This is a genomic window from Streptomyces sp. NPDC001890 (assembly GCF_042891445.1).
In the GTDB taxonomy this organism is placed as follows: Bacteria; Actinomycetota; Actinomycetes; order Streptomycetales; family Streptomycetaceae; genus Streptomyces.
In genome coordinates this window covers 83039-109880 of sequence record NZ_JBIATE010000002.1, presented here as the reverse complement: position 1 = coordinate 109880, position 26842 = coordinate 83039, and the positions used below count along the sequence as shown (strand labels likewise).

Below are 26842 nucleotides of genomic sequence, written 5' to 3'. Positions count from 1 at the left end.
AGCAACACATGCCCGAGCAGAGCAGCCCGCTCGATCTGGCCGAGGGCGACCCCTTCGGTCCGCACAACCTTCCCTACGGAGTGTTCTCCACCCCCGATCACCCCGAGGACCGCCGGGTCGGCGTCCGCATCGGCAACCACGTACTGGACGCCGGAGCCGCGGCCCACGCGCTCGGCTCGCCCTACGCGCAGCTCCTCGCGCAGCCGGACCTGACGGCGCTGCTGTCGGCCGGCCGCACCGCCTGGCGGGACGTCAGGCGGGCGCTGACCGCGTGGGTGACGGTCCCGGCCCACCGCCCGGACATCGAACCGCTGCTGCACCCCGTCGACTCCGTGACGCTCCATCTGCCGTACGCGGTCGCGGACTACGTCGACTTCTACGCCAGCGAGAACCACGCCACCAACGTCGGGCAGATCTTCCGGCCGAACGCCGAGGCGCTGACGCCCAACTGGAAGCACCTTCCGATCGGTTACCACGGCCGGTCCGGCACCGTCGTCGTCTCGGGCACGGACGTGGTGCGCCCCTCCGGCCAGCGCAAGGCGCCGACCGATGCGGCCCCGGTCTTCGGCCCCTCCGTGAAGCTGGACATCGAGGCCGAGGTCGGCTTCGTCGTCGGCGTGGGCTCCGAACAAGGCCGCCCGGTCCCGCTCGGCGACTTCCGCGACCACGTCTTCGGGCTCTGCCTGCTCAACGACTGGTCGGCGCGGGACATCCAGGCCTGGGAGTACGTCCCGCTCGGCCCGTTCCTCGGCAAGTCCTTCGCCACCTCCGTATCGGCCTGGGTGACACCGCTGGAGGCCCTGGAGTCGGCCCGCATCGCGCCCCCGGCCCGCGACTTCCCGCTGCTTCCCTATCTGGAGGACGCCGACGAGGACGAGGACGGCGGCCTCGACCTGCGGATCTCCGTCGCGATCAACGGCCAGGTCGTCGCCGAGCCGCCGTTCGCCACGATGTACTGGACGGCGGCCCAGATGCTGGCCCAGATGACGGTGAACGGGGCGTCGCTGCGCACCGGCGACCTGTACGGCTCCGGCACGGTCAGCGGCGCCGAGCCCGGCCAGCGCGGCTCCCTCCTGGAGCTGACCTGGAACGGCCGCGACCCGCTGGACCTCCCGGACGGCAAGCGCACCTTCCTGGAGGACGGCGACACAGTGACGATGACCGCCTGGGCGCCGGGGCCGGACGGCACCCGGGTGGGGCTCGGCGAGGTCACGGGACGGATCGTTCCGTCGGCCTGACGCCCGCTCGTTGACGGCCGCGCCCCCGAGAGGTCCGGCCGTCAACAGCACCCGATTGGTTCACCTGTTCGCGCGGTTCGGAACCGGTTCCCGGCGGATACGCTGGACAGACCCGCGAGACTCCGTGCATGGGAGCACTGATGAGCGTCGAACCCGAGGCCCCCGAGCCGAGGTGGGCGGTTCCGCCCGTGGGCGGCTGGACCGCCGATGACCTGGACACACTCCCGAATCTGCCTCCGCACACGGAGCTGATCGACGGGAGCCTTGTTTTCGTGAGTCCGCAGACCCTGTTCCATTCGCGGGCGGTCGACTTCTTCAACTGGCAGCTGCAGTCGCTGGCACCGCACGAATTCGAAGTCGTGCGCGAGTTCACCATCGACATCGACCGCTACAACCGGCCCGAACCCGATGTGATCGTCGTGGACGGCGAGATCATCCAGGACCCGAACCAGACCCGCTTCCCCGCTGAGTCCGTGCAGCTGGCCATTGAGGTCGTCTCCCCGGAATCCCTGACCCGGGACCGGGAGACCAAGCCCGTGAAGTACGCGCGGGCGAAGATCCCCCACTACTGGCGGGTGGAGAACCACGACGGCCGGGCGGTGGTCTACGTCTTCGAACTGGAGCCGTCGACCGGGGCCTACACCTCGACCGGTATCTTCCACGACCGGATGAAGGTATCCGTCCCCTTCCCCGTCGATCTCGATCTCACCGCGATCACCGCGCGCCGCCGGGGTGCGGACCCGCAGTAGGCCGGTCCGCAGCGCCGCCCGCCCGCACCGCTCACTCGTACTCGGGCGGCTCCTCGTCCCAGCCGAACTCGGGGTCCGAAGCCGTGACCGCCGGGGCCGGTACGACTTTCAAAGCCGGGGCCGGGGCCGGGACCGGGGCCGAGGCCGCCGCCCCCGACCCCGCCTCGCCGAACGACGCCAGCACCTCCAGCACCCCCTCCCCGTACGTCGCCAGCTTCTTCTCGCCCAGGCCGCTGATCCCGCCCAGCCCGGACACCGAGTCCGGCCGCACCGTGGCGATCTCGCGCAGGGTCGCGTCGTGGAAGATGACATACGCCGGAACACCCAGCTCCTTCGCCTGGGCGCCCCGCCAGGCCCGCAGCGCCTCGAAGACCGGGACGGCCTCGGGGGCCAGATCGGCGGCGGCCGCCTGGGACTTCGACTTGCGTTCGGCCTTCGTGGAACGCGACGCGGGCTTGGGTGCCTCCTTGCGGAGCAGCACCTCGCGCTGCCGGCCGAGCACGGAGCCGCTCTCCTCCGTGAGCACCAGCGTGCCGTACTCGCCCTCGACCGCGAGCAGCCCCTGGGCGAGCAACTGCCGTACGACGCCGCGCCATTCGGCCTCGGCCAGCTCCTCGCCGATGCCGAACACCGAGAGCTGGTCGTGGTCGAACTGGATGACCTTGGCGGTCTTGCGGCCGAGCAGGATGTCGATGATCTGGCCGGCACCGAACTTCTGCCCGCGCTCCCGCTTCAGCCGCACCACGGTCGACAGCAGTTTCTGCGCGGCCACCGTGCCGTCCCAGCTCTCGGGCGGGGTGAGGCAGGTGTCGCAGTTGCCGCAGTCCGCCGCCGTGGGCTCCTGGCCGAAGTACGTCAGGAGCTGGGCTCGGCGGCAGCGGACCGTCTCGCACAGCGCGAGCATCGAGTCGAGATGGGAGGCCGCCCGGCGGCGGAACGCCTCGTCGCCCTCGCCGCCCTGGATCAGCTTGCGCTGCTGGACGACGTCCTGGAGCCCGTACGCCATCCAGGCCGTGGACGGCTGCCCGTCACGACCGGCGCGGCCGGTCTCCTGGTAGTAGCCCTCGACGGACTTCGGCAGGTCGAGGTGGGCGACGAAGCGTACGTCCGGCTTGTCGATGCCCATGCCGAAGGCGATGGTCGCGACGACGACCAGGCCCTCCTCGCGCAGGAACCGGGACTGGTGGACGGCGCGCGTGCCCGCGTCGAGCCCCGCGTGGTACGGGACGGCCTCGATGCCGTTGCGGCAGAGGTACTCGGCGGTCTTCTCGGTCGAGTTGCGCGAGAGGCAGTAGACGATGCCCGCGTCCCCGGTGTGCTCGTCCTTGAGGAAGGAGAGCAGCTGCTTCTTCGGGTCGGCCTTCGGCACGATCCGGTACTGGATGTTGGGCCGGTCGAAGCTGGCGACGAAGTGCTTGGCGTCGGGCATGCCCAGACGCTGGGTGATCTCCTGGTGCGTGGCGTCGGTCGCGGTCGCCGTCAGGGCGATGCGCGGTACGTCGGGCCAGCGCTCACCGAGGACGGAGAGGGTCAGGTAGTCCGGGCGGAAGTCGTGGCCCCACTGGGCCACGCAGTGCGCCTCGTCGATCGCGAAGACGGAGATCTCGGCGCGCGAGAGCAGTGCGAGCGTGGAATCCAGGCGGAGCCGCTCCGGCGCCAGGTAGAGCAGGTCGAGCTCACCGGCGACGAACTGGGCCTCCATCGAGCGGCGCTCGTCGAAGTCCTGCGTGGAGTTGATGAAGCCGGCCCGCACGCCGAGCGCGCGCAGCGCGTCCACCTGGTCCTGCATCAGGGCGATCAGCGGCGAGATCACGATGCCCGTACCCGCTCTGACCAGGGCGGGGATCTGGTAGCAGAGGGACTTGCCGCCACCGGTCGGCATGAGCACGACGGCGTCGCCGCCCGCCACCACATGGTCGACGATCGCTTCCTGCTCACCGCGGAACGCCTCGTACCCGAATACCTTGTGCAGCGTCCGCCGTGCGTCGCTCTCGGTCACATCCATGGTCCCGCCCGTCGTGCCCATCGCTCTGTCCCCCGGGTCCGTCCCGCTTTGTCGTCCGTGTTGCCGCCGTCCCCTGCCACGATAGGCGCCGCGTACGACAACGCCGGACGGGCTTGACTTCTCAAGCCCGTCCGGCGGCGGTCGCTGCTGCGTGGAAGTGCGCTACCTCACGAAGACTCCGGCCTGGCTCGCCAGGTCCAGGAAGTACTGCGGGGCCAGGCCCAGCACCAGGGTGACCGCGACTCCCACCGCGATCGTCGTCATCGTCAGCGGGGACGGGACGGCGACCGTGGGGCCGTCCGCCTTCGGCTCGCTGAAGAACATCAGCACGATGACCCGGATGTAGAAGAACGCGGCGATCGCCGAGGAGATCACACCGACCACGACCAGTCCGCCCGCGCCACCGTCCGCCGCCGCCTTGAACACGGCGAACTTTCCGGAGAACCCGGAGGTGAGCGGGATACCGGCGAAGGCCAGCAGGAACACCGCGAAGACGGCGGCGACCAGCGGCGAGCGGCGGCCGAGCCCGGCCCACTTCGACAGGTGCGTGGCCTCGCCGCCCGCGTCGCGCACCAGGGTGACGACGGCGAACGCGCCGACGGTCACGAAGGAGTACGCGCCCAGGTAGAAGAGGACCGACGAGATGCCGTCGGGGGTCGTGGCGATCACACCGGCGAGGATGAATCCGGCGTGGGCGATCGAGGAGTAGGCCAGCAGCCGCTTGATGTCGGTCTGGGTGATGGCGACGATCGCACCGCCCAGCATCGTGACGATCGCGACGGCCCACATGACCGGACGCCAGTCCCAGGCGAGGCCCGGCAGCACCACGTACAGCAGACGCAGCAGCGCGCCGAACGCGGCGACCTTGGTGGCGGCGGCCATGAAGCCGGTGACCGGCGTCGGGGCACCCTGGTAGACGTCCGGGGTCCACATGTGGAACGGGACGGCGCCGACCTTGAAGAGCAGGCCGGTCAGGATCATCGCGCCGCCGATCAGGAGCAGCGCGTCGTTGCCCATGGTGTCGGCGAGCGCCGGGTCGATCCGGGTGACGGAGCCGTCGACCACGTTCGCGATCGCCGCGTACGAGACGGAGCCCGCGTACCCGTAGAGCAGGGCGATCCCGAAGAGCAGGAACGCCGAGGAGAAGGCGCCGAGCAGGAAGTACTTCACCGCGGCCTCCTGCGACATCAGCCGCTTGCGGCGGGCGACGGCGCACAGGAGGTACAGCGGGAGGGAGAAGACCTCCAGGGCCACGAAGAGCGTCAGCAGATCGTTGGCCGCGGGGAAGACGAGCATCCCGGCCACCGAGAAGAGGACCAGCGGGAAGACCTCGGTGGTGGTGAACCCGGCCTTGACCGCGGCCTTCTCGCTGTCGCTGCCGGGGACCGAGGCGGCCTGGGCGGCGAAGGAGTCGACGTGCTTGCCGTGCGCTGCCGGGTCGAGCCGCCGCTCGGCGAAGGTGAAGACGGCGACCAGCGAGGTCAGCAGGATGGTGCCCTGCAGGAACAGCGTCGGCCCGTCGATCGCGATGGCGCCCATCGCGGCGATGTGCGCCTTCGTCGTGCCGTATCCGCCGGCCGCCAGTCCGACGACCGCGGCGAACGCGGCGGCCAGCGCGACGACCGTGAGGAAGACCTGCGTGTAGTAACGGGCCCGGCGCGGCACGAAGGCCTCGACGAGTACGCCCACGACGGCGACACCGATCACAATGAGGACCGGGGCGAGCTGGGTGTACTCGATGACCGGGGCCTTGAACTTCTCGACCGGGGCGGCCGATGTCACCCCGCCCGCCATTGTCCACAAGCTGTGGACAGCTGTTGCGCTCACTTGGCGGCCTCCACCTCAGGCTGGGGGTCCTTCTTCTGGACGTCCGACATGGTGTGCTGCACCGCCGGGTTGACGATCTCCGTCAGCGGCTTCGGATAGACCCCCAGGAAGAGCAGCAGCGCGATCAGCGGGAGGACCACCACCAGCTCCCGGACCTTGAGGTCCGCCATGCCCTGGACCTCGGCCTTCACCGGGCCCGTCATCGTCCGCTGGTAGAGGACGAGGACGTAGAGCGCGGCGAGCACGATGCCGGTCGTGGCGACGATGCCCGCCGCCGGGTACGCGCTGAACGTGCCGACCAGAACCAGGAACTCGCTGACGAACGGGGCGAGTCCGGGCAGCGACAGGGTGGCCAGACCACCGATCAGGAAGGTGCCGGCCAGGATCGGCGCCACCTTCTGCACCCCGCCGTAGTCGGCGATGAGCCGCGAACCGCGCCGGGTGATCAGGAAGCCCGCCACCAGCATCAGCGCGGCGGTCGAGATCCCGTGGTTGACCATGTAGAGCGTGGCGCCGGACTGGCCCTGGCTGGTCATCGCGAAGATGCCCAGGATGATGAAGCCGAAGTGCGAGATCGACGCGTAGGCGATCAGGCGCTTGATGTCGCGCTGGCCGACGGCGAGCAGCGCCCCGTACACGATGCTGATCAGCGCCAGGACGACGATCACCGGCGTCGCCCACTTGCTGGCCTCCGGGAAGAGCTGGAGGCAGAAGCGGAGCATCGCGAAGGTGCCGACCTTGTCGACGACCGCGGTGATCAGGACGGCGACCGGGGAGGTCGCCTCGCCCATCGCGTTGGGCAGCCAGGTGTGCAGCGGCCACAGCGGGGCCTTCACCGCGAAGGCGAAGAAGAACCCGAGGAAGAGCCAGCGCTCGGTGCTGGTCGCCATGGAGAGCGAGCCGTTCGCGCGGGCCTCGGCGATCTCGGAGAGCGAGAACGTCCCCGCGACCACGTAGAGCCCGATCACGGCGGCCAGCATGATGAGCCCGCCGACCAGGTTGTAGAGCAGGAACTTCACTGCGGCGTACGAGCGTTGCGCCGCCGCGTTCTCGTCGCTGCCGGTGTGCGCCCGGTCCCCGAAGCCGCCGATGAGGAAGTACATCGGGATGAGCATGGCTTCGAAGAGGATGTAGAAGAGGAAGACGTCGGTGGCCTCGAAGGAGAGGATCACCATCGCTTCGACCATCAGGATCAGGGCGAAGAAGCCCTGGGTCGGGCGCCAGCGCGAGGACTTGGTCTCCAGGGGGTCGGCGTCGTGCCAGCCGGCCAGGATGACGAAGGGGATGAGCAGGGCGGTGAGCGCCATGAGCGCCACCCCGATGCCGTCCACGCCCAGTTCGTACCGGACGCCGAAGTCCTTGATCCAGGCGTGCGACTCGGTGAGCTGGTAGCGGTCGCCGCCGGGCTCGAAGCGGGCGAGCGCGATGCCCGCCAGCACGAGTGTGGCCAGCGAGAAGAGCAGCGCCAGCCATTTGGCGGTGGTGCGCCGGGCGGCCGGGACGGCGGCGGTGGCGACCGCACCGATCGCCGGGAGCGCCGCCGTCGCTGTCAGGAGGGGAAAGGACATGGTGATCAGACCGCCCTCATCAGCAGGGTCGCGGCGATGAGAACCGCCGTACCGCCGAACATCGAGACCGCGTAGGTGCGGGCGTAGCCGTTCTGCAGCTTGCGCAGCCGGCCGGAGAGCCCGCCCATCGAGGCCGCCGTGCCGTTGACGACGCCGTCGACCAGGGTGTGGTCGACGTACACCAGGGAGCGGGTGAGGTGCTCGCCGCCGCGGACCAGGACCACGTGGTTGAAGTCGTCCTGGAGGAGGTCGCGGCGGGCGGCCCGGGTGAGCAGCGAGCCGCGCGGGGCGACGACCGGCACGGGCTTGCGTCCGTACATCGCCCAGGCGATGGCGACGCCGATGACGAGCACCACCATGGTGGCGGCGGTGACCGTCGTGGCGCTGACCGGGGCGTGTCCGTGGCTGTGGCCGGTGACCGGCTCCAGCCAGTTGAGGAAGCGGTCGCCGATGGAGAAGAAGCCGCCGGCGAAGACCGAACCGAACGCCAGGATGATCATGGGGATGGTCATCGACTTCGGGGACTCGTGCGGATGCGGCTCGTGGCCCTCGGCGTCGGGCTGCCAGCGCTTCTCGCCGAAGAACGTCAGCAGCATCACGCGCGTCATGTAGAACGCGGTGATCGCGGCGCCCAGCAGGGCCACCGAGCCGAGGATCCAGCCCTCGGTGCCGCCCTTGGCGAAGGCCGCCTCGATGATCTTGTCCTTGGAGAAGAAGCCGGACAGGCCGGGGAAGCCGATGATCGCGAGGTAGCCGAGGCCGAAGGTGATGAAGGTGACCGGCATGTACTTCCGCAGGCCGCCGAACTTCCGCATGTCGACCTCGTCGTTCATGCCGTGCATGACCGAACCGGCGCCGAGGAAGAGCCCGGCCTTGAAGAAGCCGTGCGTCACCAGGTGCATGATCGCGAAGACGTAGCCGATCGGGCCGAGCCCGGCCGCCAGGATCATGTAGCCGATCTGCGACATCGTCGACCCGGCGAGGGCCTTCTTGATGTCGTCCTTCGCGCAACCGACGATCGCACCGAAGAGCAGCGTGACCGCTCCGACGACCACGACGACCAGCTGCGCGTCCGGCGCGGCGTTGAAGATCGCGCCGGACCTGACGATGAGGTAGACACCCGCGGTCACCATGGTCGCGGCGTGGATGAGGGCCGAGACCGGGGTCGGGCCCTCCATCGCGTCACCGAGCCAGGACTGCAGCGGCACCTGCGCCGACTTGCCGCAGGCCGCGAGCAGCAGCATCAGGCCGATCGCCGTCAGCTTGCCCTCGCTCGTCTCCCCCGTCGCTTCGAGGACGGGGCCGAAGGCGAAGGTGCCGAAGGTGGTGAACATCAGCATGATCGCGATCGACAGGCCCATGTCACCGACGCGGTTGACCAGGAACGCCTTCTTGGCGGCCGTGGCCGCGCTGGGCTTGTGCTGCCAGAAGCCGATGAGCAGGTACGACGCCAGACCGACGCCCTCCCACCCGACGTACAGCAGCAGGTAGTTGTCGGCGATGACCAGGATCAGCATCGCCGCGAGGAACAGATTCAGATAGCCGAAGAAGCGGCGCCGGCGCTCGTCGTGCTCCATGTAGCCGATCGAGTAGATGTGGATCAGGGTGCCCACACCGGTGATCAGCAGCACGAAGGTCATCGACAACTGGTCGAGCTGGAAGGCCACATCGGCCTGGAAGCCCTCGACCGGGATCCAGCTGAACAGCTTCTGGTGCAGCGCCCGGTCCTCCGCGCCCTTCCCCAGCATGTCGAGGAAGAGCACGGCACCGATGACGAACGACACGGCGGCGAGCAGGGTGCCGATCCAGTGTCCGGCGCGGTCCAGCCGTCGGCCGCCGCAGAGCAGGACCGCCGCTCCGAGCAGAGGCGCCGCGACAAGCAGCGCGATCAGGTTCTCCACGATTCAACGTCCCCTTACAGCTTCATCAGGCTGGCGTCGTCGACCGAGGCCGAGTGGCGGGAACGGAACACCGACACGATGATCGCGAGCCCGACCACGACCTCCGCGGCGGCGACGACCATCGTGAAGAAGGCGATGATCTGGCCGTCGAGATTGCCGTGCATCCGGGAGAAGGTCACGAACGCGAGGTTGCAGGCGTTGAGCATCAGCTCCACGCACATGAACACCACGATCGCGTTCCGCCGGATCAGCACCCCGGCCGCGCCGATGGTGAACAGCAGGGCTGCGAGATAGAGGTAGTTGACCGGGTTCACTTGGCGACCTCCTCTTCTTCGTTGTCACGGCCGAGCCGTTCCCCGGAGCGCTGCTCCAGCGCCTTGAGCTGGTCCAGCGACTCGTTCGACACGTCGCGGATCTGGCCGCGGTTGCGCAGCGTCTGCATGACGGTGAGCTCGGAAGGCGTACCGTCCGGGAGCAGACCCGGGATGTCCACGGCGTTGTGCCGGGCGTAGACACCGGGGGCGGGCAGCGGCGGAAGCTGCTTGCCGCGTACGCGCTCCTCGGACATCTCCCGCTGGGTCCTGGCCCGTTCGGTGCGCTCCCGGTGGGTGAGCACCATCGCGCCGACCGTCGCCGTGATCAGCAGGGCGCCGGTGATCTCGAAGGCGAAGACGTACTTGGTGAAGATGAGGCTGGCCAGCCCCTCGACGTTCCCGCCGTGCTCGGTGTTGGCGGTGCCGAGTCCGTTGAAGCTGTTCAGCGAGGCGTTGCCGATACCCGCGATGAGCAGGACGCCGAAGCCGAGCCCGCAGCCCGCGGCCAGCCAGCGCTGCCCCTTCAGAGTCTCCTTCAGCGAGTCGGCCGCGGTGACACCGACGAGCATGACCACGAAGAGGAACAGCATCATGATCGCGCCGGTGTAGACGACGATCTGGACGATGCCGAGGAAATAGGCGCCGTTGGCGAGGTAGAACACCGCCAGGACGATCATGGTCCCGGCGAGGCTCAGCGCGCTGTGCACGGCCTTCTTCATCAGTACGGTGGACAGCGCGCCGAGCACGGCGACGATGCCGAGCAGCCAGAACTGGACGGCCTCGCCGGTCGAGGTCTGGGAGGCCGCGGCGGCCAGGCCGGTCATGCGCCCACCCCCTGCGCCGAGCCGTTGTTCTCGTTGTGCGCGTCATCCGGCTTCTCGCCCTTGGAGACGGCGACCTGGGGCTTCGTACCGGGTGCGGCCTCGGTGACGAGACCCCGGTAGTAGTCCTGTTCGTCCATCCCGGGGAAGATCGCGTGCGGCGTGTCGACCATGCCCTCCTCCAGGCCCGCGAGCAGCTCGTCCTTGGTGTAGATGAGGCTCTCGCGGGTGGTGTTGGCGAGCTCGAACTCATTGGTCATCGTCAGCGCCCGGGTCGGGCAGGCCTCGATGCACAGTCCGCAGAGGATGCAGCGCGCGTAATTGATCTGGTAGACGCGGCCGTAGCGCTCACCCGGGGAGTAGCGCTCCTCGTCGGTGTTGTCCGCGCCCTCGACGTAGATCGCGTCCGCCGGGCAGGCCCAGGCGCACAGCTCGCAGCCGACGCACTTCTCCAGACCGTCCGGGTGACGGTTGAGCTGGTGCCGGCCGTGGAAGCGCGGCGCCGTCACCTTCGGCGTTTCCGGATACTGCTCGGTCAGCCGCTTCTTGAACATGGCCTTGAAGGTCACGCCGAAGCCGGCGACGGGGTTCTGGAACTTCTCCTCCGAGGATCCCGAGGACCCCGAGGACCCCGTGGATCCCGAGGCTCCCGAAGTCCCCGAGGACTCTGGTGACTCAGACACCGTCAGCCTCCTTTCCGTCACTCGAATTTCCGTCACTCTGAGTATCCGACCCACCACTGACAACGAGCTCCCGCTCGCCCCGCGGCCTGCGGCGCGGCACCGGCGGCAGGGTCTGTCCGGGCAGCGGCGGCACCGGGAACCCGCCCGCCATCGGGTCGAACGCCGGCTCCGGTCCGGTCTCCGTCTCGGCAGCCCGGCCCTTCTTGTCGCGGAAGATGTCGGCGACGAAGGAGATCAGCAGGATCGCGATCACGGCCCCGGCCACGTACAGCACGATCCGCGTGAAGTCGTAGCCCTCGTTGCGCAGCGCCCGCACCGTCGCGACCAGCATCAGCCAGACCACGGAGACCGGGATCAGGACCTTCCAGCCGAGCTTCATCAGCTGGTCGTAACGGACCCGGGGCAGTGTGCCGCGCAGCCAGATGAAGAAGAACAGCAGCAGCTGGACCTTGAGGACGAACCAGAGCATCGGCCACCAGCCGTGGTTCGCGCCCTCCCAGAAGGTGCTGATCGGCCACGGGGCGCGCCAGCCGCCCAGGAACAGGGTCGTGGCGACCGCGGAGACGGTGACCATGTTGACGTACTCGGCGAGCATGAACATCGCGAACTTGATCGACGAGTACTCGGTGTTGAAGCCGCCGACCAGGTCGCCCTCGGACTCCGGCATGTCGAACGGGGCGCGGTTGGTCTCGCCGACCATCGTGACGATGTAGATGATGAACGAGACCGGCAGCAGCAGGATGAACCAGCGGTCCTGCTGCGCCTCCACGATCTTCGAGGTCGACATCGACCCGGAGTAGAGGAAGACCGAGGCGAACGCGGCGCCCATCGCGATCTCGTAGCTGATCATCTGCGCGCAGGAGCGCAGACCGCCGAGCAGCGGGTACGTCGACCCGGACGACCAGCCCGCCAGAACGATGCCGTAGATCCCGACCGAGGCGACGGCGAGGATGTAGAGCATCGCGATCGGCAGGTCGGTGAGCTGCATCGTGGTGCGGTGCCCGAAGATCGAGACCTCGTTGCCGGACGGGCCGAACGGGATCACGGCGATCGCCATGAACGCCGGGATGGCGGCGACGATCGGCGCGAGCACGTACACGACCTTGTCGGCCCGCTTGACGATGACGTCTTCCTTCAGCATCAGCTTGATGCCGTCGGCGAGCGACTGGAGCATGCCCCAGGGGCCGTGCCGGTTGGGGCCGATGCGCAGCTGCATCCAGGCGACGACCTTGCGCTCCCACACGATGGAGAAGAGCACGGTCACCATCAGGAACGCGAAGCAGAACACCGCCTTGATGACGACGAGCCACCACGGGTCGGTGCCGAACATCGACAGGTCCTCGGCGGCGAGTACCGCACTGTGCGGTGCCGCGGCCAGTTGAGCGAAGGCACTCACGCCCCCACCTCCGGTGTGACGTCGGGAGTACCCGGTGCGGCGGGGCCGATCCGGACCAGACCGCCGGGCCGGGCACCGGTGTCGGCCGGAACGCCCCGCCCGGCGGAGTTCAGCGGCACCCAGACCACCCGGTCCGGCATCTCGGTGACCTTCAACGGGAATGCGACGCTGCCCGCCGGGCCGGTGACGGCCAGCAGATCGCCGTCCTTCACACCCGTCTCGGCGGCGGTGGCCGCGGAGAGCCGGGCGACCGCGGCGTGCCGGGTACCGGCCAGCGCCTCGTCGCCCTCCTGGAGCCGGCCCAGGTCGAGCAGCATCCGGTGGCCCGCGAGGATCGCCTCGCCGTCGCCGGGCCTGGGCAGCGGCCGGGCCGGCTCGTTCGGGTCGGTGGCGTGCGTCCCGTCCCAGCCGCCGAGCCGGTCCAGCTCACGGCGTACGGACTTCAGGTCCGGCAGCGCGAAGTGGACGTCCATGACGTCGGCCAGCATGTGCAGCACCCGGGCGTCGCCCGGCGCGAGCGTGCGCGTCATCTGCTCGGGCTTCAGCGCCGCCTCGAACATCCGCGCCCGGCCCTCCCAGTTGAGGAAGGTGCCGGACTTCTCGGCCACCGCGGCGACCGGGAAGACCACGTCGGCGCGGTCGGTGACCTCGTTCGGCCGCTGCTCCAGGGAGACCAGGAAGCCGACCTGGTCCAGGGCCTCCAGGGCCCTCGCCGGGTTCGGCAGGTCCACGGTCTGGACCCCGGCGACGACCAGCGCGCCCAGTTCGCCGGTGGCGGCGGCCTCGATGATCTGGCCGGTGTCACGGCCGAAGCGGGACGGGAGTTCGGCGACGCCCCAGGCGGCAGCCACCTCGTCCCTGGCCCGCGGGTCGGTCGCCGGACGGCCGCCGGGCAGCAGCGACGGGAGCGCGCCCGCCTCCACCGCACCGCGCTCGCCGGCCCGGCGCGGGATCCACACCAGCGCGGCCCCGGTCGCGGTCGCCGTCCGCACCGCGGCGGTGAGCCCGCCCGGCACCCCGGCCAGCCGCTCGCCGACCACGATCACGGCGCCCTCGCTCCGCAGCGCCTCGGCCGCCGCGGCCCCGTCGCCGTCGAGTCCGACACCGCCCGCGATCGCGTCCAGCCACTCGGTCTCGGTGCCGGGGGCGGCGGCCAGCAGCGTGCCGCCCGCCTTCTCCAGGCCCCGGGTGGCGTGCGAGGCGACGGCGTAGGTGCGCTGCCCGTGCTTGCGGTTGGCCTTGCGCAGCCGCAGGAAGACGCCGGGCGCCTCCTCCTCCGACTCGAACCCGACCAGCAGCACCGTCGGGGCCTTCTCCAGCAAGGTGTACGTGACCCCCGCGCCGTCCAGGTCCCGGCCGTGCCCGGCCACGCGGGCGGCCAGGAAGTCGGCCTCCTCGCTGCTGTGGACCCGGGCCCGGAAGTCGATGTCGTTGGTGTCCAGCGCGATCCGGGCGAACTTGCTGTACGCGTAGGCGTCCTCGACGGTCAGCCGGCCGCCGGTGAGCACCCCGGTCCGGCCGCGCGCGGCGGAGAGACCGGCGGCCGCGGCGGCGAGCGCCTCGGGCCAGCCGGCGGGTTCCAGGACGCCGTCCGCGTTGCGTACCAGCGGGGTGGTGAGCCGGTCCCGCTGCTGCGCGTAACGGAAGCCGAAGCGGCCCTTGTCGCAGACCCACTCCTCGTTGACCTCGGGGTCGTTGGCGGCGAGCCGCCGCATGACCTTGCCGCGCCGGTGGTCGGTGCGGGTCGCGCAGCCGCCCGCGCAGTGCTCGCAGACCGACGGCGAGGAGACCAGGTCGAAGGGGCGGGAGCGGAATCGGTACGCCGCCGAGGTCAGCGCCCCGACGGGGCAGATCTGGATGGTGTTCCCGGAGAAGTACGACTCGAACGGGTCGCCCTCGCCGGTACCGACCTGCTGGAGCGCGCCGCGCTCGATCAGCTCGATCATCGGGTCGCCCGCCACCTGGTTGGAGAACCGGGTGCAGCGCGCGCAGAGCACGCACCGCTCACGGTCCAGCAGCACCTGGGTGGAGATCGGGACGGGCTTCTCGTACGTCCGCTTCTTGCCGTCGAAGCGGGAGTCCGCGTCGCCGTGCGACATCGCCTGGTTCTGCAGCGGGCACTCGCCGCCCTTGTCGCAGACCGGGCAGTCCAGCGGGTGGTTGATGAGCAGCAGCTCCATCACACCCTTCTGGGCCTTCTCGGCGACCGGCGAGGTGAGCTGCGACCTGACGACCATGCCGTCGGTGCAGGTGATGGTGCAGGACGCCATCGGCTTGCGCTGGCCCTCGACCTCGACGATGCACTGGCGGCAGGCGCCGACCGGGTCGAGGAGCGGGTGGTCGCAGAAGCGCGGGATCTCGATGCCGAGGAGTTCGGCGGCCCGGATGACCAGGGTGCCCTTGGGCACGCTGATCTCGATGCCGTCGATGGTCAGCGTGACCAGGTCCTCGGGCGGGATGGCCGCCTCGCCGCCCCCGGAGGGCGCACTCGTGGTGACTGTCATGCGTTCACCCCCTGGTGAGCGTTCTTGTCGTCGGCCCAGACGGTCGACCTGGCGGGATCGAAGGGGCAGCCCTTGCCCGTGATGTGCTGCTCGTACTCCTCGCGGAAGTACTTCAGCGAGGAGAAGATCGGCGAGGCGGCGCCGTCACCGAGGGCGCAGAAGGACTTGCCGTTGATGTTGTCGGCGATGTCGTTCAGCTTGTCGAGGTCGGACATCTGTCCCTTGCCGGCCTCGATGTCGCGGAGCAACTGGACGAGCCAGTACGTGCCTTCGCGGCAGGGCGTGCATTTGCCGCAGGACTCGTGGGCGTAGAACTCGGTCCAGCGGGTGACGGCCCGCACCACGCAGGTGGTCTCGTCGAAGCACTGGAGCGCCTTGGTGCCGAGCATGGATCCGGCGGCGCCGACGCCCTCGTAGTCGAGCGGTACGTCGAGGTGCTCGTCGGTGAACATCGGGGTCGACGAGCCGCCCGGCGTCCAGAACTTCAGCCGGTGGCCGGGGCGCATCCCGCCGCTCATGTCGAGCAGCTGGCGCAGGGTGATGCCGAGCGGGGCCTCGTACTGGCCGGGGCCCGCGACGTGCCCGCTGAGCGAGTACAGCGTGAAGCCCGGGGACTTCTCGCTGCCCATCGACTTGAACCAGTCCTTGCCCCGGTTCAGGATCGCGGGAACCGAGGCGATGGACTCGACGTTGTTCACCACAGTGGGGCAGGCGTACAGACCGGCGACCGCGGGGAAGGGAGGTCGCAGCCGGGGCTGGCCACGCCGTCCTTCGAGAGAGTCGAGCAGCGCGGTTTCCTCACCACAGATGTACGCGCCGGCACCGGCGTGCACCGTGAGTTCCAGATCGAGCCCCGAGCCCAGGATGTTCGTCCCCAGATAACCCGCCTCGTACGCCTCTCGTACGGCCTCGTGCAGACGTCGCAGCACGGGGACGACCTCACCGCGCAAGTAGATGAACGCGTGCGACGAACGGATCGCGTAGCAGGCGATCACGATGCCCTCGATGAGGCTGTGCGGGTTGGCGAACAGGAGCGGGATGTCCTTGCAGGTGCCCGGTTCCGATTCGTCGGCGTTGACAACCAGATAGTGCGGTTTGCCGTCGCCCTGCGGGATGAACTGCCACTTCATCCCGGTGGGGAAGCCCGCGCCGCCGCGTCCGCGCAGACCGGAGTCCTTGACGTAGGCGATCAGGTCGTCCGGTGCCATGGCGAGGGCCTTGCGCAGTCCCTCGTATCCCTCGTGGCGGCGGTAGGTGTCCAGGGTCCAGGATTCCGGCTCGTCCCAGAAGGCGGAGAGGACGGGGGCGAGCAGCTTCTCGGGGCTGGCCCCGTTGCCGCTTCCGTTGTCGTTGATCTCGGTCGTCACCGTCATCACTCCCCCTCCTCGACGGTCGGGCCGGCCGGCTGGTCCGGGTCCTGCGGGGCGGTGTGGCCGGGCTCGCCGTGCGGGCGCTCGCCGCGGGGGGCGACGACGCGCGGGTGCGGCTCCTCGCCCTTGGCGAGGCGGAGGCCGATCAGCGAGGCGGGGCCCGCGCCGCCGGAGGCCTCGACGGCACCGGGGCGCTCGTCGGGGAAGCCGGCCAGGATGCGGGCGGTCTCCTTGTACGAGCAGAGCGGGGCGCCGCGGGTGGGTTCGACGGTGCGCCCGGCGATCAGGTCGTCGACCAGGCGGGTCGCGCTCTCCGGCGTCTGGTTGTCGAAGAACTCCCAGTTGACCATCACCACGGGGGCGAAGTCGCAGGCCGCGTTGCACTCGATGTGTTCGAGCGTGATCGTGCCGTCCTCGGTCGTCTCGTCGTTGCCGACGCCGAGGTGCTCCTTGAGCCGGTCGAAGATCGCGTCGCCGCCCATCACCGCGCACAGCGTGTTGGTGCAGACGCCGACCTGGTAGTCACCGCTGGGCTTGCGCCGGTACATCGTGTAGAAGGTGGCGACCGCGGTGACCTCGGCGGTGGTGAGACCGAGCAGCTCGGCGCAGAACGCCATGCCCGTACGGGAGACGTAGCCCTCCTCGGACTGCACCAGGTGCAGCAGGGGCAGCAGGGCGGAGCGGCTGCCGGGGTAGCGGGCGATCACCTCCTTCGCGTCCGCTTCGAGCCTGGCGCGCACCTCGGCCGGGTAGGCGGGGGCGGGGAGCTGCGGCATCCCCAGACTGACTTCCTGACGTGCTTCGGTCACCGGTCGACGCCTCCCATCACGGGGTCGATGGACGCGACGGCGACGATGACGTCGGCGACCTGGCCGCCCTCGCACATCGCCGCCATGGCCTGGAGGTTGGTGAAGGACGGGTCGCGGAAGTGGACCCGGTAGGGGCGGGTGCCGCCGTCCGAGACGACGTGCACGCCGAGTTCGCCCTTGGGCGACTCGACCGCGGTGTACGCCTGCCCGGCCGGGACCCGGAAGCCCTCGGTCACCAGCTTGAAGTGGTGGATCAGGGCCTCCATGGAGGTGCCCATGATCTTCTTGATGTGGTCGAGCGAGTTGCCGAGTCCGTCCGGGCCGAGCGCGAGCTGGGCCGGCCAGGCGATCTTCTTGTCGGCGACCATCACGGGACCGGGGGCGAGCCGGTCGATGCACTGCTCGACGATCCGCAGCGACTGGCGCATCTCCTCCAGGCGGATGAGGAAGCGGCCGTAGGCGTCGCAGGTGTCGGCGGTGGGGACGTCGAACTCGTAGGTCTCGTATCCGCAGTACGGGTCGCTCTTGCGCAGGTCGTGCGGGAGTCCGGCGGAGCGCAGGATCGGGCCGGTGGCGCCCAGCGCCATGCAGCCGGTCAGGTCGAGATAGCCGACGTCCTGCATGCGGGCCTTGAAGATGGGGTTGCCGGTGGCGAGCTTGTCGTACTCCGGCAGGTTCTTCTTCATGGTCTTCACGAACTCGCGGAGCTGGTCGATCGCGCCGGGCGGCAGGTCCTGGGCGAGTCCGCCGGGGCGGATGAACGCGTGGTTCATGCGCAGGCCGGTGATCAGCTCGAAGAGGTCGAGAACGAGTTCACGATCACGGAAGCCGTAGATCATGATCGTGGTGGCGCCGAGCTCCATGCCGCCGGTGGCGATGCACACCAGGTGCGAGGAGAGCCGGTTGAGCTCCATCAGGAGCACGCGCAGGATGGTGGCCCGGTCGGGGATCTGGTCCTCGATGCCGAGGAGCTTCTCGACGCCCAGGCAGTACGCCGCCTCGTTGAAGAACGGCGTCAGGTAGTCCATGCGCGTGACGAAGGTGGTGCCCTGCGTCCAGTTCCGGTATTCGAGGTTCTTCTCGATGCCGGTGTGGAGGTAGCCGATGCCGCAGCGGGCCTCGGTGACGGTCTCGCCGTCGATCTCCAGGATCAGCCGCAGAACACCGTGCGTGGACGGGTGCTGGGGGCCCATGTTGACAATGATGCGCTCGTCGTCGGACTTGACGGCGGACTCGACGACCTCGTCCCAGTCGCCGCCGGTGACTGTATATACAGTCCCCTCGGTCGTGGCCCGGGCATCCGAAAGGGGCGTCCCGGAGGGACTCGATGAGGGGTGGTGGCCGGGCGACGGGTGGGAGTGGGGAGTAGACATCAGGAGTACGACCTCCGCTGGTCCGGAGCCGGGATCTGGGCGCCCTTGTACTCGACGGCGATGCCGCCGAGCGGATAGTCCTTGCGCTGCGGGAAGCCCTGCCAGTCGTCCGGCATCATGATCCGGGTGAGAGCGGGGTGCCCGTCGAAGACGAGCCCGAAGAAGTCGTAGGCCTCGCGCTCGTGCCAGTCGTTGGTCGGGTAGACCGCGACGAGGGACGGGATGTGCGGATCGCTGTCCGGGGCCGACACCTCCAGGCGGATCAGCCGGCCGTGCGTGATCGAGCGCAGGTGGTAGACGGCGTGCAGCTCGCGGCCCTTGTCGCCGAGGAAGTGGACGCCGCTCACCCCCGTACAGAGCTCGAAACGCAGCGCCGGGTCGTCGCGCAGGGTCTGTGCGACCCGGACGAGGTGCTCGCGGGCGATGTGGAAGGTGAGCTCGCCGCGGTCGACGACGGTCTTCTCGATGGCGTTGGCGGGAAGCAGGTCCTGTTCCTCCAGGGCCCCCTCCAGCTCGTCGGCGACTTCGTCGAACCAGCCGCCGTACGGGCGGGAGGTGGCGCCCGGCAGGATCACGGTGCGGACGAGGCCGCCGTAGCCGGAGGTGTCGCCGCCGTTGTTGGCGCCGAACATGCCCTTGCGTACGCCGATGACCTCGCCGGTGTCCGTGCGCGGCGCGGGCACCCCGTTGTTGTTGCTCTGCTCGTCGTGGTTGTCGTTCCCGCTCATCGCAGCAGCCCCTTCATCTCGATCAGGGGCAGTGCCTTGAGTGCCGCGTCCTCCGCCTCGCGGGCGGCCTCCTCCGCGTTGACCCCGAGCTTGGAGCCCTGGATCTTCTGGTGGAGCTTGAGGATCGCGTCCATCAGCATCTCGGGCCGCGGCGGACAACCGGGCAAATAGATGTCAACCGGAACAATGTGATCAACACCCTGCACAATGGCGTAGTTATTGAACATTCCGCCCGATGATGCGCAAACCCCCATGGAGATCACCCACTTGGGGTTGGGCATCTGGTCGTAGACCTGACGCAGGACGGGAGCCATCTTCTGGCTGACCCGTCCTGCGACGATCATCAGATCCGCCTGCCGCGGCGATCCGCGGAAGACCTCCATGCCGAAACGGGCCAGGTCGTAGCGCCCGGCCCCGGTGGTCATCATTTCGATGGCGCAACAGGCGAGGCCGAAGGTGGCGGGGAAGACGGAGGACTTCCGTACCCAGCCGGCGGCCTGCTCGACAGTGGTCAGCACGAAGCCGCTGGGCAGCTTCTCTTCGAGTCCCATGGTGTGCCCCTCAGCCCCTCAGTCCCATTCCAGGCCGCCGCGACGCCACACATACGCGTAGGCGACGAAGACGGTGAGCACGAAGAGCAGCATCTCCACGAGCCCGAAGATCCCCAGGGCGTCGAAGGTGACCGCCCAGGGATAGAGGAAGACGATCTCGATGTCGAAGACGATGAAGAGCATCGCCGTCAGGTAGTACTTGATGGGGAAGCGGCCGCCTCCGGCCGGAGTGGGTGTGGGTTCGATACCGCACTCGTACGCTTCGAGCTTTGCCCGGTTGTACCGCTTGGGGCCGATAAGCGTGGCCATGACCACGGAGAAGATCGCAAACCCTGCCCCGAGGGCGCCGAGCACGAGGATGGGCGCGTAGGCATTCACGCTCCTCGCTCCTTCCAGTCGTCCTTGACCGTTGGACCGCATCGGGCGACCGGCTCACCACCTCACCAAGATCGTGCACATGTGAGGCAGTTCACAAGCCCGACTGCCCCGCATCCTATGCCCGCCATCCTGTGATCTGCGACACGGGGTACGACAACGCCTTTGTGATCTCCACCACCTGACGAAGGATCATGAAGTCGGATGAGCGGTGATCTTCACACGCGAAGCGGCCGAGTGATCACGAGACGTGACATCCGATGCCGTTACCGCTGGTCAAACGGCTGTCGCCCTATCAAGAGATGGTCGTGCCAAGCAAATTGGCGATGGACGGGCCGGGGTGATAGAGGAATGCTCCCGATCTTGGTCCCGCCGGACGCACCCCACCCCCCGCCCGGCCCGCCGGAGCCCTCCCGGCCGCTCGAACCTCACCCGGGAGAGGGGGTCGCGAGGAGCGAAGTGGACGCACGAGAGCATTTCCGAACTTCAGGATGAACAGGACATCCCCCCTCGCCTGGCGCCACCTTGGCCGCATGGCGCATAACCGCCCCTCACCCCGCACTCACACTGTGACCTGCGTCACCCCACCAATGCCCCAACAAAAGCGGGCTTGGCCATCGGTGTGAACGGATGGTAAGCGGCGGGCAATTCGGGCGTATTACCGAAAGCCCGTGATCACAGCCGTGCTCAGGTGTGCCCGTTTTGCCCGTTACGGCGTCAATAAGGGTCCTCGGAAAGCGGATTCACAGATTCCGTACGTAACTGTGTCGCAACACACGTTTCTTGATGGGAGCCCCAGGGCCCTGATAGCGCTAGTACTCATGTCCCACACCGCTCACATACCCAGCCACCGGAAGCCCCGCCGAAACGCCTCGAAGACGGCGCTGCGGGCCGGAGTTGCCGGTGGCGTCCTCAGCACCATCGCCGTCGCGGGCGCAGCCGGTCCGGCCCAGGCCGAGCCGGTGACCCAGACCATCGAGATGCCCACCATCACCTCCGGGCTCTCCACCACCGTCGCCGCGTCCGCCCAGGCCACGCAGCAGGTCGCCCAGGACCTGCAGACGCAGGCCCAGGAGGACGCCGCAGCCGCCACCGCGGCCAAGACCGCCAAGAAGGCCAAGGCCGAGGCGGTCCGCAAGGCTGAGGCCAAGAAGAAGGCGGAGGAGGCCGCCAAGGCCAAGGCGGAGGCCGCCGAGCGCGCTTCCCGCTCCGCCGCCCGTACGACGCTCAGCGCGACCTCCGGCTCGGCCACGTCCGCCACCTCCGTCTCCTCGTCGAACGCGACCGGCTCCGCAGCGGCCGTCATCGCCTTCGCGAAGGCGCAGCTCGGTGACGCGTACGTGCTGGGCAGCACCGGCCCCAGCTCGTGGGACTGCTCCAGCCTCGTCCAGGCCGCGTTCCGTTCGGTCAACATCGACCTGCCGCGCGTCTCGCAGTCCCAGTCCACCGCCGGCACCCAGGTCTCCCTGAGCAACCTCCAGCCGGGCGACATCCTGTACTGGGGCGGCGCGGGCAGCGCGTACCACGTCGGGATCTACGTGGGCGGCGGCGAGTTCATCGGGGCGCAGAACTCCGGCACCGGTGTGGTGCAGCGCCCGCTCTCCTACGACCCGCCGTCGGGCGCGGTCCGCGTTCTCTGATTCGGCGCGACCTTCCGGGTTCACGGATTCACAAGCGCCCTCGCGGCGCGCGCTGAAGGGCCGTCACTCCCCCGCTCGGGAGCGACGGCCCTTCGCCGTATCCGGTGCTGCGGCCGGAAGCGTCCGGCATCCGGCGAGAAAACGACGTCGACCCCCGCTGACGGCGTCGATGTCGCGAACCTGCCGGACTCCGTCCACCGCCGCTTGTGAACTGGGGCGAACAGCCCCCGCGTCACCGAGCACAGGACGGCACCCGCCATGACCACCCCCGCGGCCATCACCCCCTCCGAACGCGCCACCCTCCCGGCCCGCACCCCTTTACGCGGCCGGCTCGCCGTCCTCTCCGTCATGCTGGGCATCTTCTCGATCGTCACCACCGAGATCCTGCCCATCGGCCTGCTCACGTCGATCGGGTCCGACTTCGCCGTCTCGGACGGCACGGCGGGCCTGATGATGACCATGCCCGGACTCCTCGCGGCGGTCTCCGCCCCCTTGGTCACGGTGGCCACGGCGCGGATCGACCGTCGCGTGATGCTCAGCGCCTTCATGCTCCTGCTGGCCCTGGCCGACTTCCTCGTCGCCGCCGCGACCGACTACCGCCTCGTCCTGGTCTCCCGGGTGATGGTCGGGATCACCATCGGCGGCTTCTGGTCCATCGGGGCCGGGCTGGCCGGCCGACTGGTCCGCCCGGCGTCGGTCGGCCGGGCGACCGCGGTGATCTTCTCGGCCGTCCCGCTGGGCTCCGTACTCGGCGTCCCCGCCGGTACGTTCATCGGCGGCCTGGCCGGCTGGCGGACGGCCTTCGTGGTCCTGGGGGCGCTGAGCGTGGGCGTGCTCGCCCTGATGCTCCTGGTGGTTCCGCCCCTTCCCCCGACGCAGGCCACCCGCGCGAGCCTGCTGCGCACCGTGCTCGGCCGCCCCGGCACGCGGTTCGCCCTGTGCATCACTTTTCTCATCGTTCTGTCCCACTTCGCGACGTACACCTATGTCACCCCGTTCCTGGAGCGGGTCACGCACGCCGGCCCGGCGCTGATCACGGTGTTCCTGCTGGTCTACGGCGCCGCCGGGATCGTCGGCAACTTCGTCGGCGGCGCGCTCGTGACGCGCCGCCCGCGCCTCGCGGTCTCCCTCGCCGCGGGGCTGATCGCCACCGCGACCGCGCTCCTCCCGGTCCTGGGCAGGTGGGAGGCCGGGGCCGTCGTGCTGCTGATCGTCTGGGGTGTGGCCTACGGTGCGGTGCCGGTCTGCTCGCAGACCTGGTTCGCCAAGTCCTCGCCCGACGCGCCCGAGGCGGCGTCCGTCCTGTTCACCGCGTCCTTCCAGGCGACCTTCGCCCTCGGCGCCCTGGCCGGCGGAGCGGTCCTGGACCACCTGTCCGTGTCGGCGGTCATGCTGCTCGGCGGCGCGGTCGCGGCTCTGGTGCTGGTAGTGGCGGGGCCGCGCTCCGGGCGGCGGTCCTCCGGCTGAGACGGCTGCCAAGGGGTGCCCGGACGAAGGAACCCGCCCGCCGGCCGGCCCTTCGAGCCTGATCACGCCGTGCGGTTCGCGGGCGGCTCCGGCGCCCTGCGGGACTCACTCCTGCAGGCGTCGCCTGAGTTCGGCATAGGCGTCGTTCGCCGAATCACCCGGGTGCTCGTAGAGGTGCTCCACCGCGTGGCACGCGACTTCGCACGCGACTCCGTCCAACTCACCGCCCTCCAGCTCGTGCACCTCACTGACGAAGCCGGGGAATGCGGGGTCGTCGAGGATGCGCGCGGTGAGCTCTTCGCCGTAGTCCTCGCACAGCAAGGACCGGTACCGCTCCAAGGTGCTCATGGGCCCATTCTGCCCGGCACACGCGGGGTCGGCTTGCTCCGCTGTTCGGCGTCTCGGAGATCACTTACGGGACAGCCTTCGGGGTCGGTGGGGAGAACCCCACCATGGCTCGCGGTGCTGGCACCCCGACCGATTCGGGGGGCCACTTCACTGTGCGTATCGCCTGCTGACGCCACGCTGTTGGTATGCAGCAAACCCACGCTCATTCGCCCGGCCGCAGCAGCATTCGCAGCAGCAGCCTCGGTCACGGCAGCAGTCGCGGTCGCGATCCATTCATAGACGTCATCAGAGCACTGTGCGTGCTGGCGGTGATTTCCCAGCACTGGCTCATGCCCGTACTGGCCTATGAGAATGGGCAGTTGAGCACCGGGAATGCTCTCGCGAGTCCCGGCTGGTGGATCGTCACATGGCTGACGCAGGTCATGCCCATGGTGTTCTTCGCCGGCGGGGCCGCCAATTTCTTCTCCTTCCGGTCGGCGAAATCGACGCGCACCTGGCTCCGGAGCAGAATTGCCCGGCTCCTGGTGCCGGTCGTCCCCCTGGCGGCTGTCTGGCTGGTGCTGCCCCATGTACTGATCGGCGCGGGGGTGCCCGAGCAACCGGTCCTGATGGCGGGCAAAATAGCCGGCCAGCTGCTCTGGTTCCTCGCCGTCTACGTGCTCGTGGTGGCGCTCACACCGGTGATGTTCAGGTGGTACCAGCGATACGGATGGCGTGTGATCGGCGTACTCGCCGTCTGCGCCCTGGTCGTCGACGTACTGCGCTTCGAGGTCAGCCCCGCGATCGGTTTCCTGAACGCCCTGTTCATCTGGCCGGCGGCCCACCAGTTCGGCTTCCACTACGCCGACGGCGGCCTGCGCATACGGAGCGGGTGGGCCTCGGCCGGTCTGGCCGCCGTCGGCTTCGGAATCACCGCGGCCGCCGTGTTCTTCGGGCCCTACCCGGCCTCCATGATCGGAATGCCCGGGGCCCCGGTCTCCAACATGAGCCCGCCGACCGCGGTGATGCTGTCGCTGACGATCGGCCAGCTCGGGCTGTGGCTGACGCTCAAGCCGGCCATCACGCGATGCGCCGAACGCCCCATGCCCACCGCCGTGCTTCAGTGGTGCGGAGCCCGCTTCATGACCCTGTATCTCTGGCACATGCCCGCGCTCGTGATGACGGCGGGAATCGCCACGGTCGGACTCGGATTCGCGACGCCGACGCCCGGCAGCCCGATGTGGTTCGCGGTGGCGCCGCTGTGGGTCGGCGCCTCGGGATTCTTCCTGCTGTGCTTCACCAGAATCTTCGGCCGCTTCGAATTCCGCCGCCGTTCCGGTACGGCATCGGAAATGAGCCTCGGCAAGGTCGTTCTCGCGGCGGTGCTTTCCGCCGGCGGCCTCCTCGGACTTGCCGCGCAGGGGTTCATTTCCCCCGGAAACCCGGTCACTCCGGTGCTGTGGGTGCTGCTGGTGGTGGCCGGGCTGCTCGTCGTACGGGAGAAGAACACCCGTGGGACGGTTGTCGCCCAGGGAGCTCGCACCGTGCCCGTGCAGTTGGCCGTGCGCCGCGAAGGTGCCCGGGTCCTCTCCCGGCAGAGCGGCTGACGAGGACCTCGCGCACCTCCGCATCTCAGGAGCTGTCGGCTGCGAGCTGTTGCCGGACCAGGCCGACCAGCCCCTCGATGAGGGGGCCGGGTTCGAGGGACGGGTCGAGCGACCGCTGAAGCAGGTAGCCGTCGATCGCCGCCGTGAGGGTCACCGCGACGATGAGGGGACGCGCGACCCCCCGGGCCGCGAACCAGTCGCACAGCCGCCGGCGCAACTCGGCCAGCAAGGCGGCGATCTCGGCGCGCAGCTCGTCGTCCCGACTCGCGGCGACCAGGGACTCGTACAGCAGCAGCAGCTCCGGATCACGCGGATCGTTGGCGGACAACGCACGGAGCATGGTTTCCACGGCCACGGCCGGATCCGGCTGCGACAGGGCCTCGTCGATCCGGTCGAGGAAGAACGTCCGGATCTTCCGTACGGCGGCGATGCGCCGGAGCTCCCCGATGCTCCCCACGTGGTAGTGGATCACTCCGGTGTTCACACCCGCGCGCTCCGCCACCCGCCGACTGCTCACATCGCCCCAGCCCAGCTCGGGAATGAGGGAGGCCGCGGCCTCGATGATCTTCTCGCGTGTGTCCGTCCGGCGCGAGGGGCTCGTGGACTCGCTCGTCACAGCCGCACCCCCTGGATCGCGATCACGGCGAGCACACCGGCCGAGGCCAGCGCGATCGCTTCGAGGACGAGCAGTTGCACCGGCAGGGGGTCGGGCACGACGGGGAACACCGCGCCGAGGTCCGCCGCGAAGACCGCGATGTAGCCGAGGCTCAGCACCAGTGCCGCCGCGAAGGCCCAGTGCCGGCCGGCCATGGCGAACCCGGCCACCACGAAGCTGGCGAGCCCGAGCGAGGTCAGAAACACGTTGAAGCTGTTGTACTGCCACCGCGGAAGCGGGGAGAAGTCCCTCGTGTCGATCAGCTTCCCCGGGACCATGGGAATCAGCAGGAGCGCCTCCCAGACCAGGAGTGCCGCGATCACGGTCGCGAGCAAGGATTGATTCATCACACCCTCCGATACATGTACGTGCAGGAGTCGGCCGTCTCATTTGGACGATAGCCCTGGACGGTCGTCCAAATCAAACGGAGAGGCGAGCCGCGCTCGCGGCGGAGAGGGTGAACCACACGGTCTTCGAGTGCGGTGACTGCGCCCCGTACGCGGTGGTCCCCCACCGGGCGGCGATCCCGTCCACGAGGAGGAGCCCCCGGCCGTGCTCGTCCCGGTCCGGTTGCACGGCAGCATGGGGGCGGGGCGTCGAACCGGGGTCGTCGTCCGTCACGTACACCGTCACCTGCCGGTGGTTGACGGTGACCTCCACCCGGATCTGCGGCGAGTCGGTGTGGCAGTACGCGTTGGAGACGACCTCGCTCACGCAGAGCCGGGCGTCGTCGACGAGGTGTGGGTGCTCGGCGACCCACAGCACCGTCGCCACGAAGTCCCGCACGATCTTGGGGGCGGTGGGGGCGTTCGGCACGACGAGCCGGTAGCGCTCGCCGCGTTGGGGGAGGTAGGGGGCGGGTGGCGGAGGAGCGGTTACGGGGGGCATGGCGCGGTCTCCCTGCGTGAGGCGGTCTCCGGGCGTCGTGCGGTGG

General features: G+C 69.3%; 24 protein-coding genes. 5 read left to right on the top strand and 19 right to left on the bottom strand.

All coding sequences use genetic code 11. The features are described from left to right. Positions 1 to 8 precede the first annotated feature (8 nt). Together fahA and ACFYY1_RS06555 are read left to right on the top strand one after the other, a co-directional pair. The gene (gene fahA, locus ACFYY1_RS06560; RefSeq protein WP_388581765.1) at positions 9 to 1238 is read left to right on the top strand and encodes a fumarylacetoacetase; all 1230 of its coding nucleotides are present in this window, start codon (positions 9 to 11) and stop codon (positions 1236 to 1238) included. A 140-nt stretch (positions 1239 to 1378) separates the two neighbouring features. Further along, the gene (locus ACFYY1_RS06555; protein ID WP_388581762.1) at positions 1379 to 1987 is read left to right on the top strand and encodes a Uma2 family endonuclease; all 609 of its coding nucleotides are present in this window, start codon (positions 1379 to 1381) and stop codon (positions 1985 to 1987) included. Between the two features lie 31 nt (positions 1988 to 2018). Here the strand turns inward: ACFYY1_RS06555 and recQ are convergent, their stop codons facing one another. From recQ to ACFYY1_RS06480, 15 genes are all read right to left on the bottom strand, one after another. Continuing rightward, positions 2019 to 4013, bottom strand: coding sequence for a DNA helicase RecQ (gene recQ / locus ACFYY1_RS06550; protein ID WP_388581760.1), 1995 nt, complete (start codon positions 4011 to 4013; stop codon positions 2019 to 2021). 141 nt (positions 4014 to 4154) lie between these two features. Next, positions 4155 to 5819, bottom strand: a complete 1665-nt coding sequence (gene nuoN / locus ACFYY1_RS06545; RefSeq protein ID WP_266730485.1) for an NADH-quinone oxidoreductase subunit NuoN — start codon at positions 5817 to 5819, stop codon at positions 4155 to 4157. Further along, positions 5816 to 7387, bottom strand: coding sequence for an NADH-quinone oxidoreductase subunit M (locus ACFYY1_RS06540; protein ID WP_376310334.1), 1572 nt, complete (start codon positions 7385 to 7387; stop codon positions 5816 to 5818). The genes nuoN and ACFYY1_RS06540 overlap by 4 nt, the downstream gene beginning before the upstream one ends. 5 nt (positions 7388 to 7392) lie before the next feature. Further along, positions 7393 to 9288, bottom strand: a complete 1896-nt coding sequence (gene nuoL / locus ACFYY1_RS06535) for an NADH-quinone oxidoreductase subunit L (protein WP_388581757.1) — start codon at positions 9286 to 9288, stop codon at positions 7393 to 7395. A gap of 14 nt (positions 9289 to 9302) precedes the next feature. Beyond that, entirely contained in the window at positions 9303 to 9602 is a 300-nt protein-coding gene (gene nuoK / locus ACFYY1_RS06530) for an NADH-quinone oxidoreductase subunit NuoK (RefSeq protein WP_093543641.1), read from the bottom strand. Next, positions 9599 to 10426: an NADH-quinone oxidoreductase subunit J gene (locus tag ACFYY1_RS06525; protein ID WP_388581754.1), complete on the bottom strand. Its 828-nt coding sequence runs from the start codon at positions 10424 to 10426 to the stop codon at positions 9599 to 9601. Before ACFYY1_RS06525 ends, nuoK begins: the two co-directional genes overlap by 4 nt. Next, positions 10423 to 11106: an NADH-quinone oxidoreductase subunit NuoI gene (nuoI, locus tag ACFYY1_RS06520; protein ID WP_388581751.1), complete on the bottom strand. Its 684-nt coding sequence runs from the start codon at positions 11104 to 11106 to the stop codon at positions 10423 to 10425. The genes ACFYY1_RS06525 and nuoI overlap by 4 nt, the downstream gene beginning before the upstream one ends. Further along, a complete protein-coding gene (gene nuoH, locus ACFYY1_RS06515; protein WP_388581749.1) occupies positions 11099 to 12502 on the bottom strand; it encodes an NADH-quinone oxidoreductase subunit NuoH in 1404 nt (467 codons plus the stop codon). Before nuoH ends, nuoI begins: the two co-directional genes overlap by 8 nt. Then, positions 12499 to 15006 (bottom strand): NADH-quinone oxidoreductase subunit G, encoded by a 2508-nt coding sequence (locus tag ACFYY1_RS06510; protein WP_388581746.1) that lies wholly within the window; start codon positions 15004 to 15006, stop codon positions 12499 to 12501. Before ACFYY1_RS06510 ends, nuoH begins: the two co-directional genes overlap by 4 nt. Then, a complete protein-coding gene (gene nuoF / locus ACFYY1_RS06505; RefSeq protein WP_388581744.1) occupies positions 15003 to 16382 on the bottom strand; it encodes an NADH-quinone oxidoreductase subunit NuoF in 1380 nt (459 codons plus the stop codon). Before nuoF ends, ACFYY1_RS06510 begins: the two co-directional genes overlap by 4 nt. Next, positions 16379 to 17152 (bottom strand): NADH-quinone oxidoreductase subunit NuoE, encoded by a 774-nt coding sequence (nuoE, locus tag ACFYY1_RS06500; RefSeq protein ID WP_388583419.1) that lies wholly within the window; start codon positions 17150 to 17152, stop codon positions 16379 to 16381. Before nuoE ends, nuoF begins: the two co-directional genes overlap by 4 nt. A 29-nt stretch (positions 17153 to 17181) precedes the next feature. Next, positions 17182 to 18558 (bottom strand): NADH-quinone oxidoreductase subunit D, encoded by a 1377-nt coding sequence (locus tag ACFYY1_RS06495; protein WP_388581741.1) that lies wholly within the window; start codon positions 18556 to 18558, stop codon positions 17182 to 17184. Continuing rightward, positions 18558 to 19286: an NADH-quinone oxidoreductase subunit C gene (locus tag ACFYY1_RS06490; RefSeq protein WP_388581738.1), complete on the bottom strand. Its 729-nt coding sequence runs from the start codon at positions 19284 to 19286 to the stop codon at positions 18558 to 18560. Before ACFYY1_RS06490 ends, ACFYY1_RS06495 begins: the two co-directional genes overlap by 1 nt. Continuing rightward, positions 19283 to 19837 (bottom strand): NADH-quinone oxidoreductase subunit B family protein, encoded by a 555-nt coding sequence (locus ACFYY1_RS06485; RefSeq protein WP_030926341.1) that lies wholly within the window; start codon positions 19835 to 19837, stop codon positions 19283 to 19285. The genes ACFYY1_RS06490 and ACFYY1_RS06485 overlap by 4 nt, the downstream gene beginning before the upstream one ends. An 18-nt stretch (positions 19838 to 19855) precedes the next feature. Continuing rightward, the gene (locus tag ACFYY1_RS06480) at positions 19856 to 20215 is read right to left on the bottom strand and encodes an NADH-quinone oxidoreductase subunit A (protein WP_003992243.1); all 360 of its coding nucleotides are present in this window, start codon (positions 20213 to 20215) and stop codon (positions 19856 to 19858) included. 818 nt (positions 20216 to 21033) lie between these two features. Here ACFYY1_RS06480 and ACFYY1_RS06475 point away from each other — a divergent pair. Further along, the gene (locus tag ACFYY1_RS06475) at positions 21034 to 21852 is read left to right on the top strand and encodes a C40 family peptidase (RefSeq protein WP_388581735.1); all 819 of its coding nucleotides are present in this window, start codon (positions 21034 to 21036) and stop codon (positions 21850 to 21852) included. A gap of 258 nt (positions 21853 to 22110) precedes the next feature. After that, complete coding sequence (locus tag ACFYY1_RS06470) at positions 22111 to 23319, top strand: MFS transporter (RefSeq protein ID WP_388581733.1); 1209 nt, start codon at positions 22111 to 22113, stop codon at positions 23317 to 23319. A 105-nt stretch (positions 23320 to 23424) separates the two neighbouring features. On the opposite strand, the gene ACFYY1_RS06465 is transcribed toward ACFYY1_RS06470, so the two are convergent. Then, positions 23425 to 23667, bottom strand: coding sequence for a hypothetical protein (locus tag ACFYY1_RS06465; RefSeq protein WP_388581731.1), 243 nt, complete (start codon positions 23665 to 23667; stop codon positions 23425 to 23427). Between the two features lie 185 nt (positions 23668 to 23852). Between ACFYY1_RS06465 and ACFYY1_RS06460 the strand changes: the two genes are divergently transcribed. Further along, positions 23853 to 25253 (top strand): acyltransferase, encoded by a 1401-nt coding sequence (locus ACFYY1_RS06460; protein ID WP_388581729.1) that lies wholly within the window; start codon positions 23853 to 23855, stop codon positions 25251 to 25253. Between the two features lie 25 nt (positions 25254 to 25278). Here ACFYY1_RS06460 and ACFYY1_RS06455 read toward each other — a convergent pair whose 3' ends face one another. The 3 genes from ACFYY1_RS06455 to ACFYY1_RS06445 form a co-directional block, all read right to left on the bottom strand. Then, positions 25279 to 25869, bottom strand: a complete 591-nt coding sequence (locus tag ACFYY1_RS06455) for a TetR/AcrR family transcriptional regulator (protein ID WP_388581726.1) — start codon at positions 25867 to 25869, stop codon at positions 25279 to 25281. Continuing rightward, positions 25866 to 26255 carry a hypothetical protein gene (locus ACFYY1_RS06450; protein WP_388581723.1) on the bottom strand — a complete coding sequence of 130 codons (390 nt, stop codon included), beginning with the start codon at positions 26253 to 26255 and terminating at the stop codon, positions 25866 to 25868. The genes ACFYY1_RS06455 and ACFYY1_RS06450 overlap by 4 nt, the downstream gene beginning before the upstream one ends. A 73-nt stretch (positions 26256 to 26328) precedes the next feature. After that, the gene (locus ACFYY1_RS06445; RefSeq protein ID WP_388581720.1) at positions 26329 to 26796 is read right to left on the bottom strand and encodes an ATP-binding protein; all 468 of its coding nucleotides are present in this window, start codon (positions 26794 to 26796) and stop codon (positions 26329 to 26331) included. Positions 26797 to 26842 lie beyond the last annotated feature (46 nt).

Bases quoted from the DNA above. Each gene is read 5' to 3' on its own strand.
- ACFYY1_RS06555 (WP_388581762.1), top strand. From the start codon at position 1,379: ATGAGCGTCGAACCCGAGGCCCCCGAGCCGAGGTGGGCGGTTCCGCCC.
- ACFYY1_RS06460 (WP_388581729.1), top strand. From the start codon at position 23,853: ATGCAGCAAACCCACGCTCATTCGCCCGGCCGCAGCAGCATTCGCAGC.
- ACFYY1_RS06470 (WP_388581733.1), top strand. From the start codon at position 22,111: ATGACCACCCCCGCGGCCATCACCCCCTCCGAACGCGCCACCCTCCCG.
- ACFYY1_RS06445 (WP_388581720.1), bottom strand. From the start codon at position 26,796: ATGCCCCCCGTAACCGCTCCTCCGCCACCCGCCCCCTACCTCCCCCAA.
- ACFYY1_RS06465 (WP_388581731.1), bottom strand. From the start codon at position 23,667: ATGAGCACCTTGGAGCGGTACCGGTCCTTGCTGTGCGAGGACTACGGC.
- ACFYY1_RS06490 (WP_388581738.1), bottom strand. From the start codon at position 19,286: ATGAGCGGGAACGACAACCACGACGAGCAGAGCAACAACAACGGGGTG.
- fahA (WP_388581765.1), top strand. From the start codon at position 9: ATGCCCGAGCAGAGCAGCCCGCTCGATCTGGCCGAGGGCGACCCCTTC.
- recQ (WP_388581760.1), bottom strand. From the start codon at position 4,013: ATGGGCACGACGGGCGGGACCATGGATGTGACCGAGAGCGACGCACGG.
- ACFYY1_RS06540 (WP_376310334.1), bottom strand. From the start codon at position 7,387: ATGTCCTTTCCCCTCCTGACAGCGACGGCGGCGCTCCCGGCGATCGGT.
- ACFYY1_RS06525 (WP_388581754.1), bottom strand. From the start codon at position 10,426: ATGACCGGCCTGGCCGCCGCGGCCTCCCAGACCTCGACCGGCGAGGCC.
- ACFYY1_RS06485 (WP_030926341.1), bottom strand. From the start codon at position 19,837: ATGGGACTCGAAGAGAAGCTGCCCAGCGGCTTCGTGCTGACCACTGTC.
- ACFYY1_RS06495 (WP_388581741.1), bottom strand. From the start codon at position 18,558: ATGTCTACTCCCCACTCCCACCCGTCGCCCGGCCACCACCCCTCATCG.
- ACFYY1_RS06450 (WP_388581723.1), bottom strand. From the start codon at position 26,255: ATGAATCAATCCTTGCTCGCGACCGTGATCGCGGCACTCCTGGTCTGG.
- ACFYY1_RS06475 (WP_388581735.1), top strand. From the start codon at position 21,034: ATGTCCCACACCGCTCACATACCCAGCCACCGGAAGCCCCGCCGAAAC.
- nuoE (WP_388583419.1), bottom strand. From the start codon at position 17,152: ATGCCGCAGCTCCCCGCCCCCGCCTACCCGGCCGAGGTGCGCGCCAGG.
- ACFYY1_RS06510 (WP_388581746.1), bottom strand. From the start codon at position 15,006: ATGACAGTCACCACGAGTGCGCCCTCCGGGGGCGGCGAGGCGGCCATC.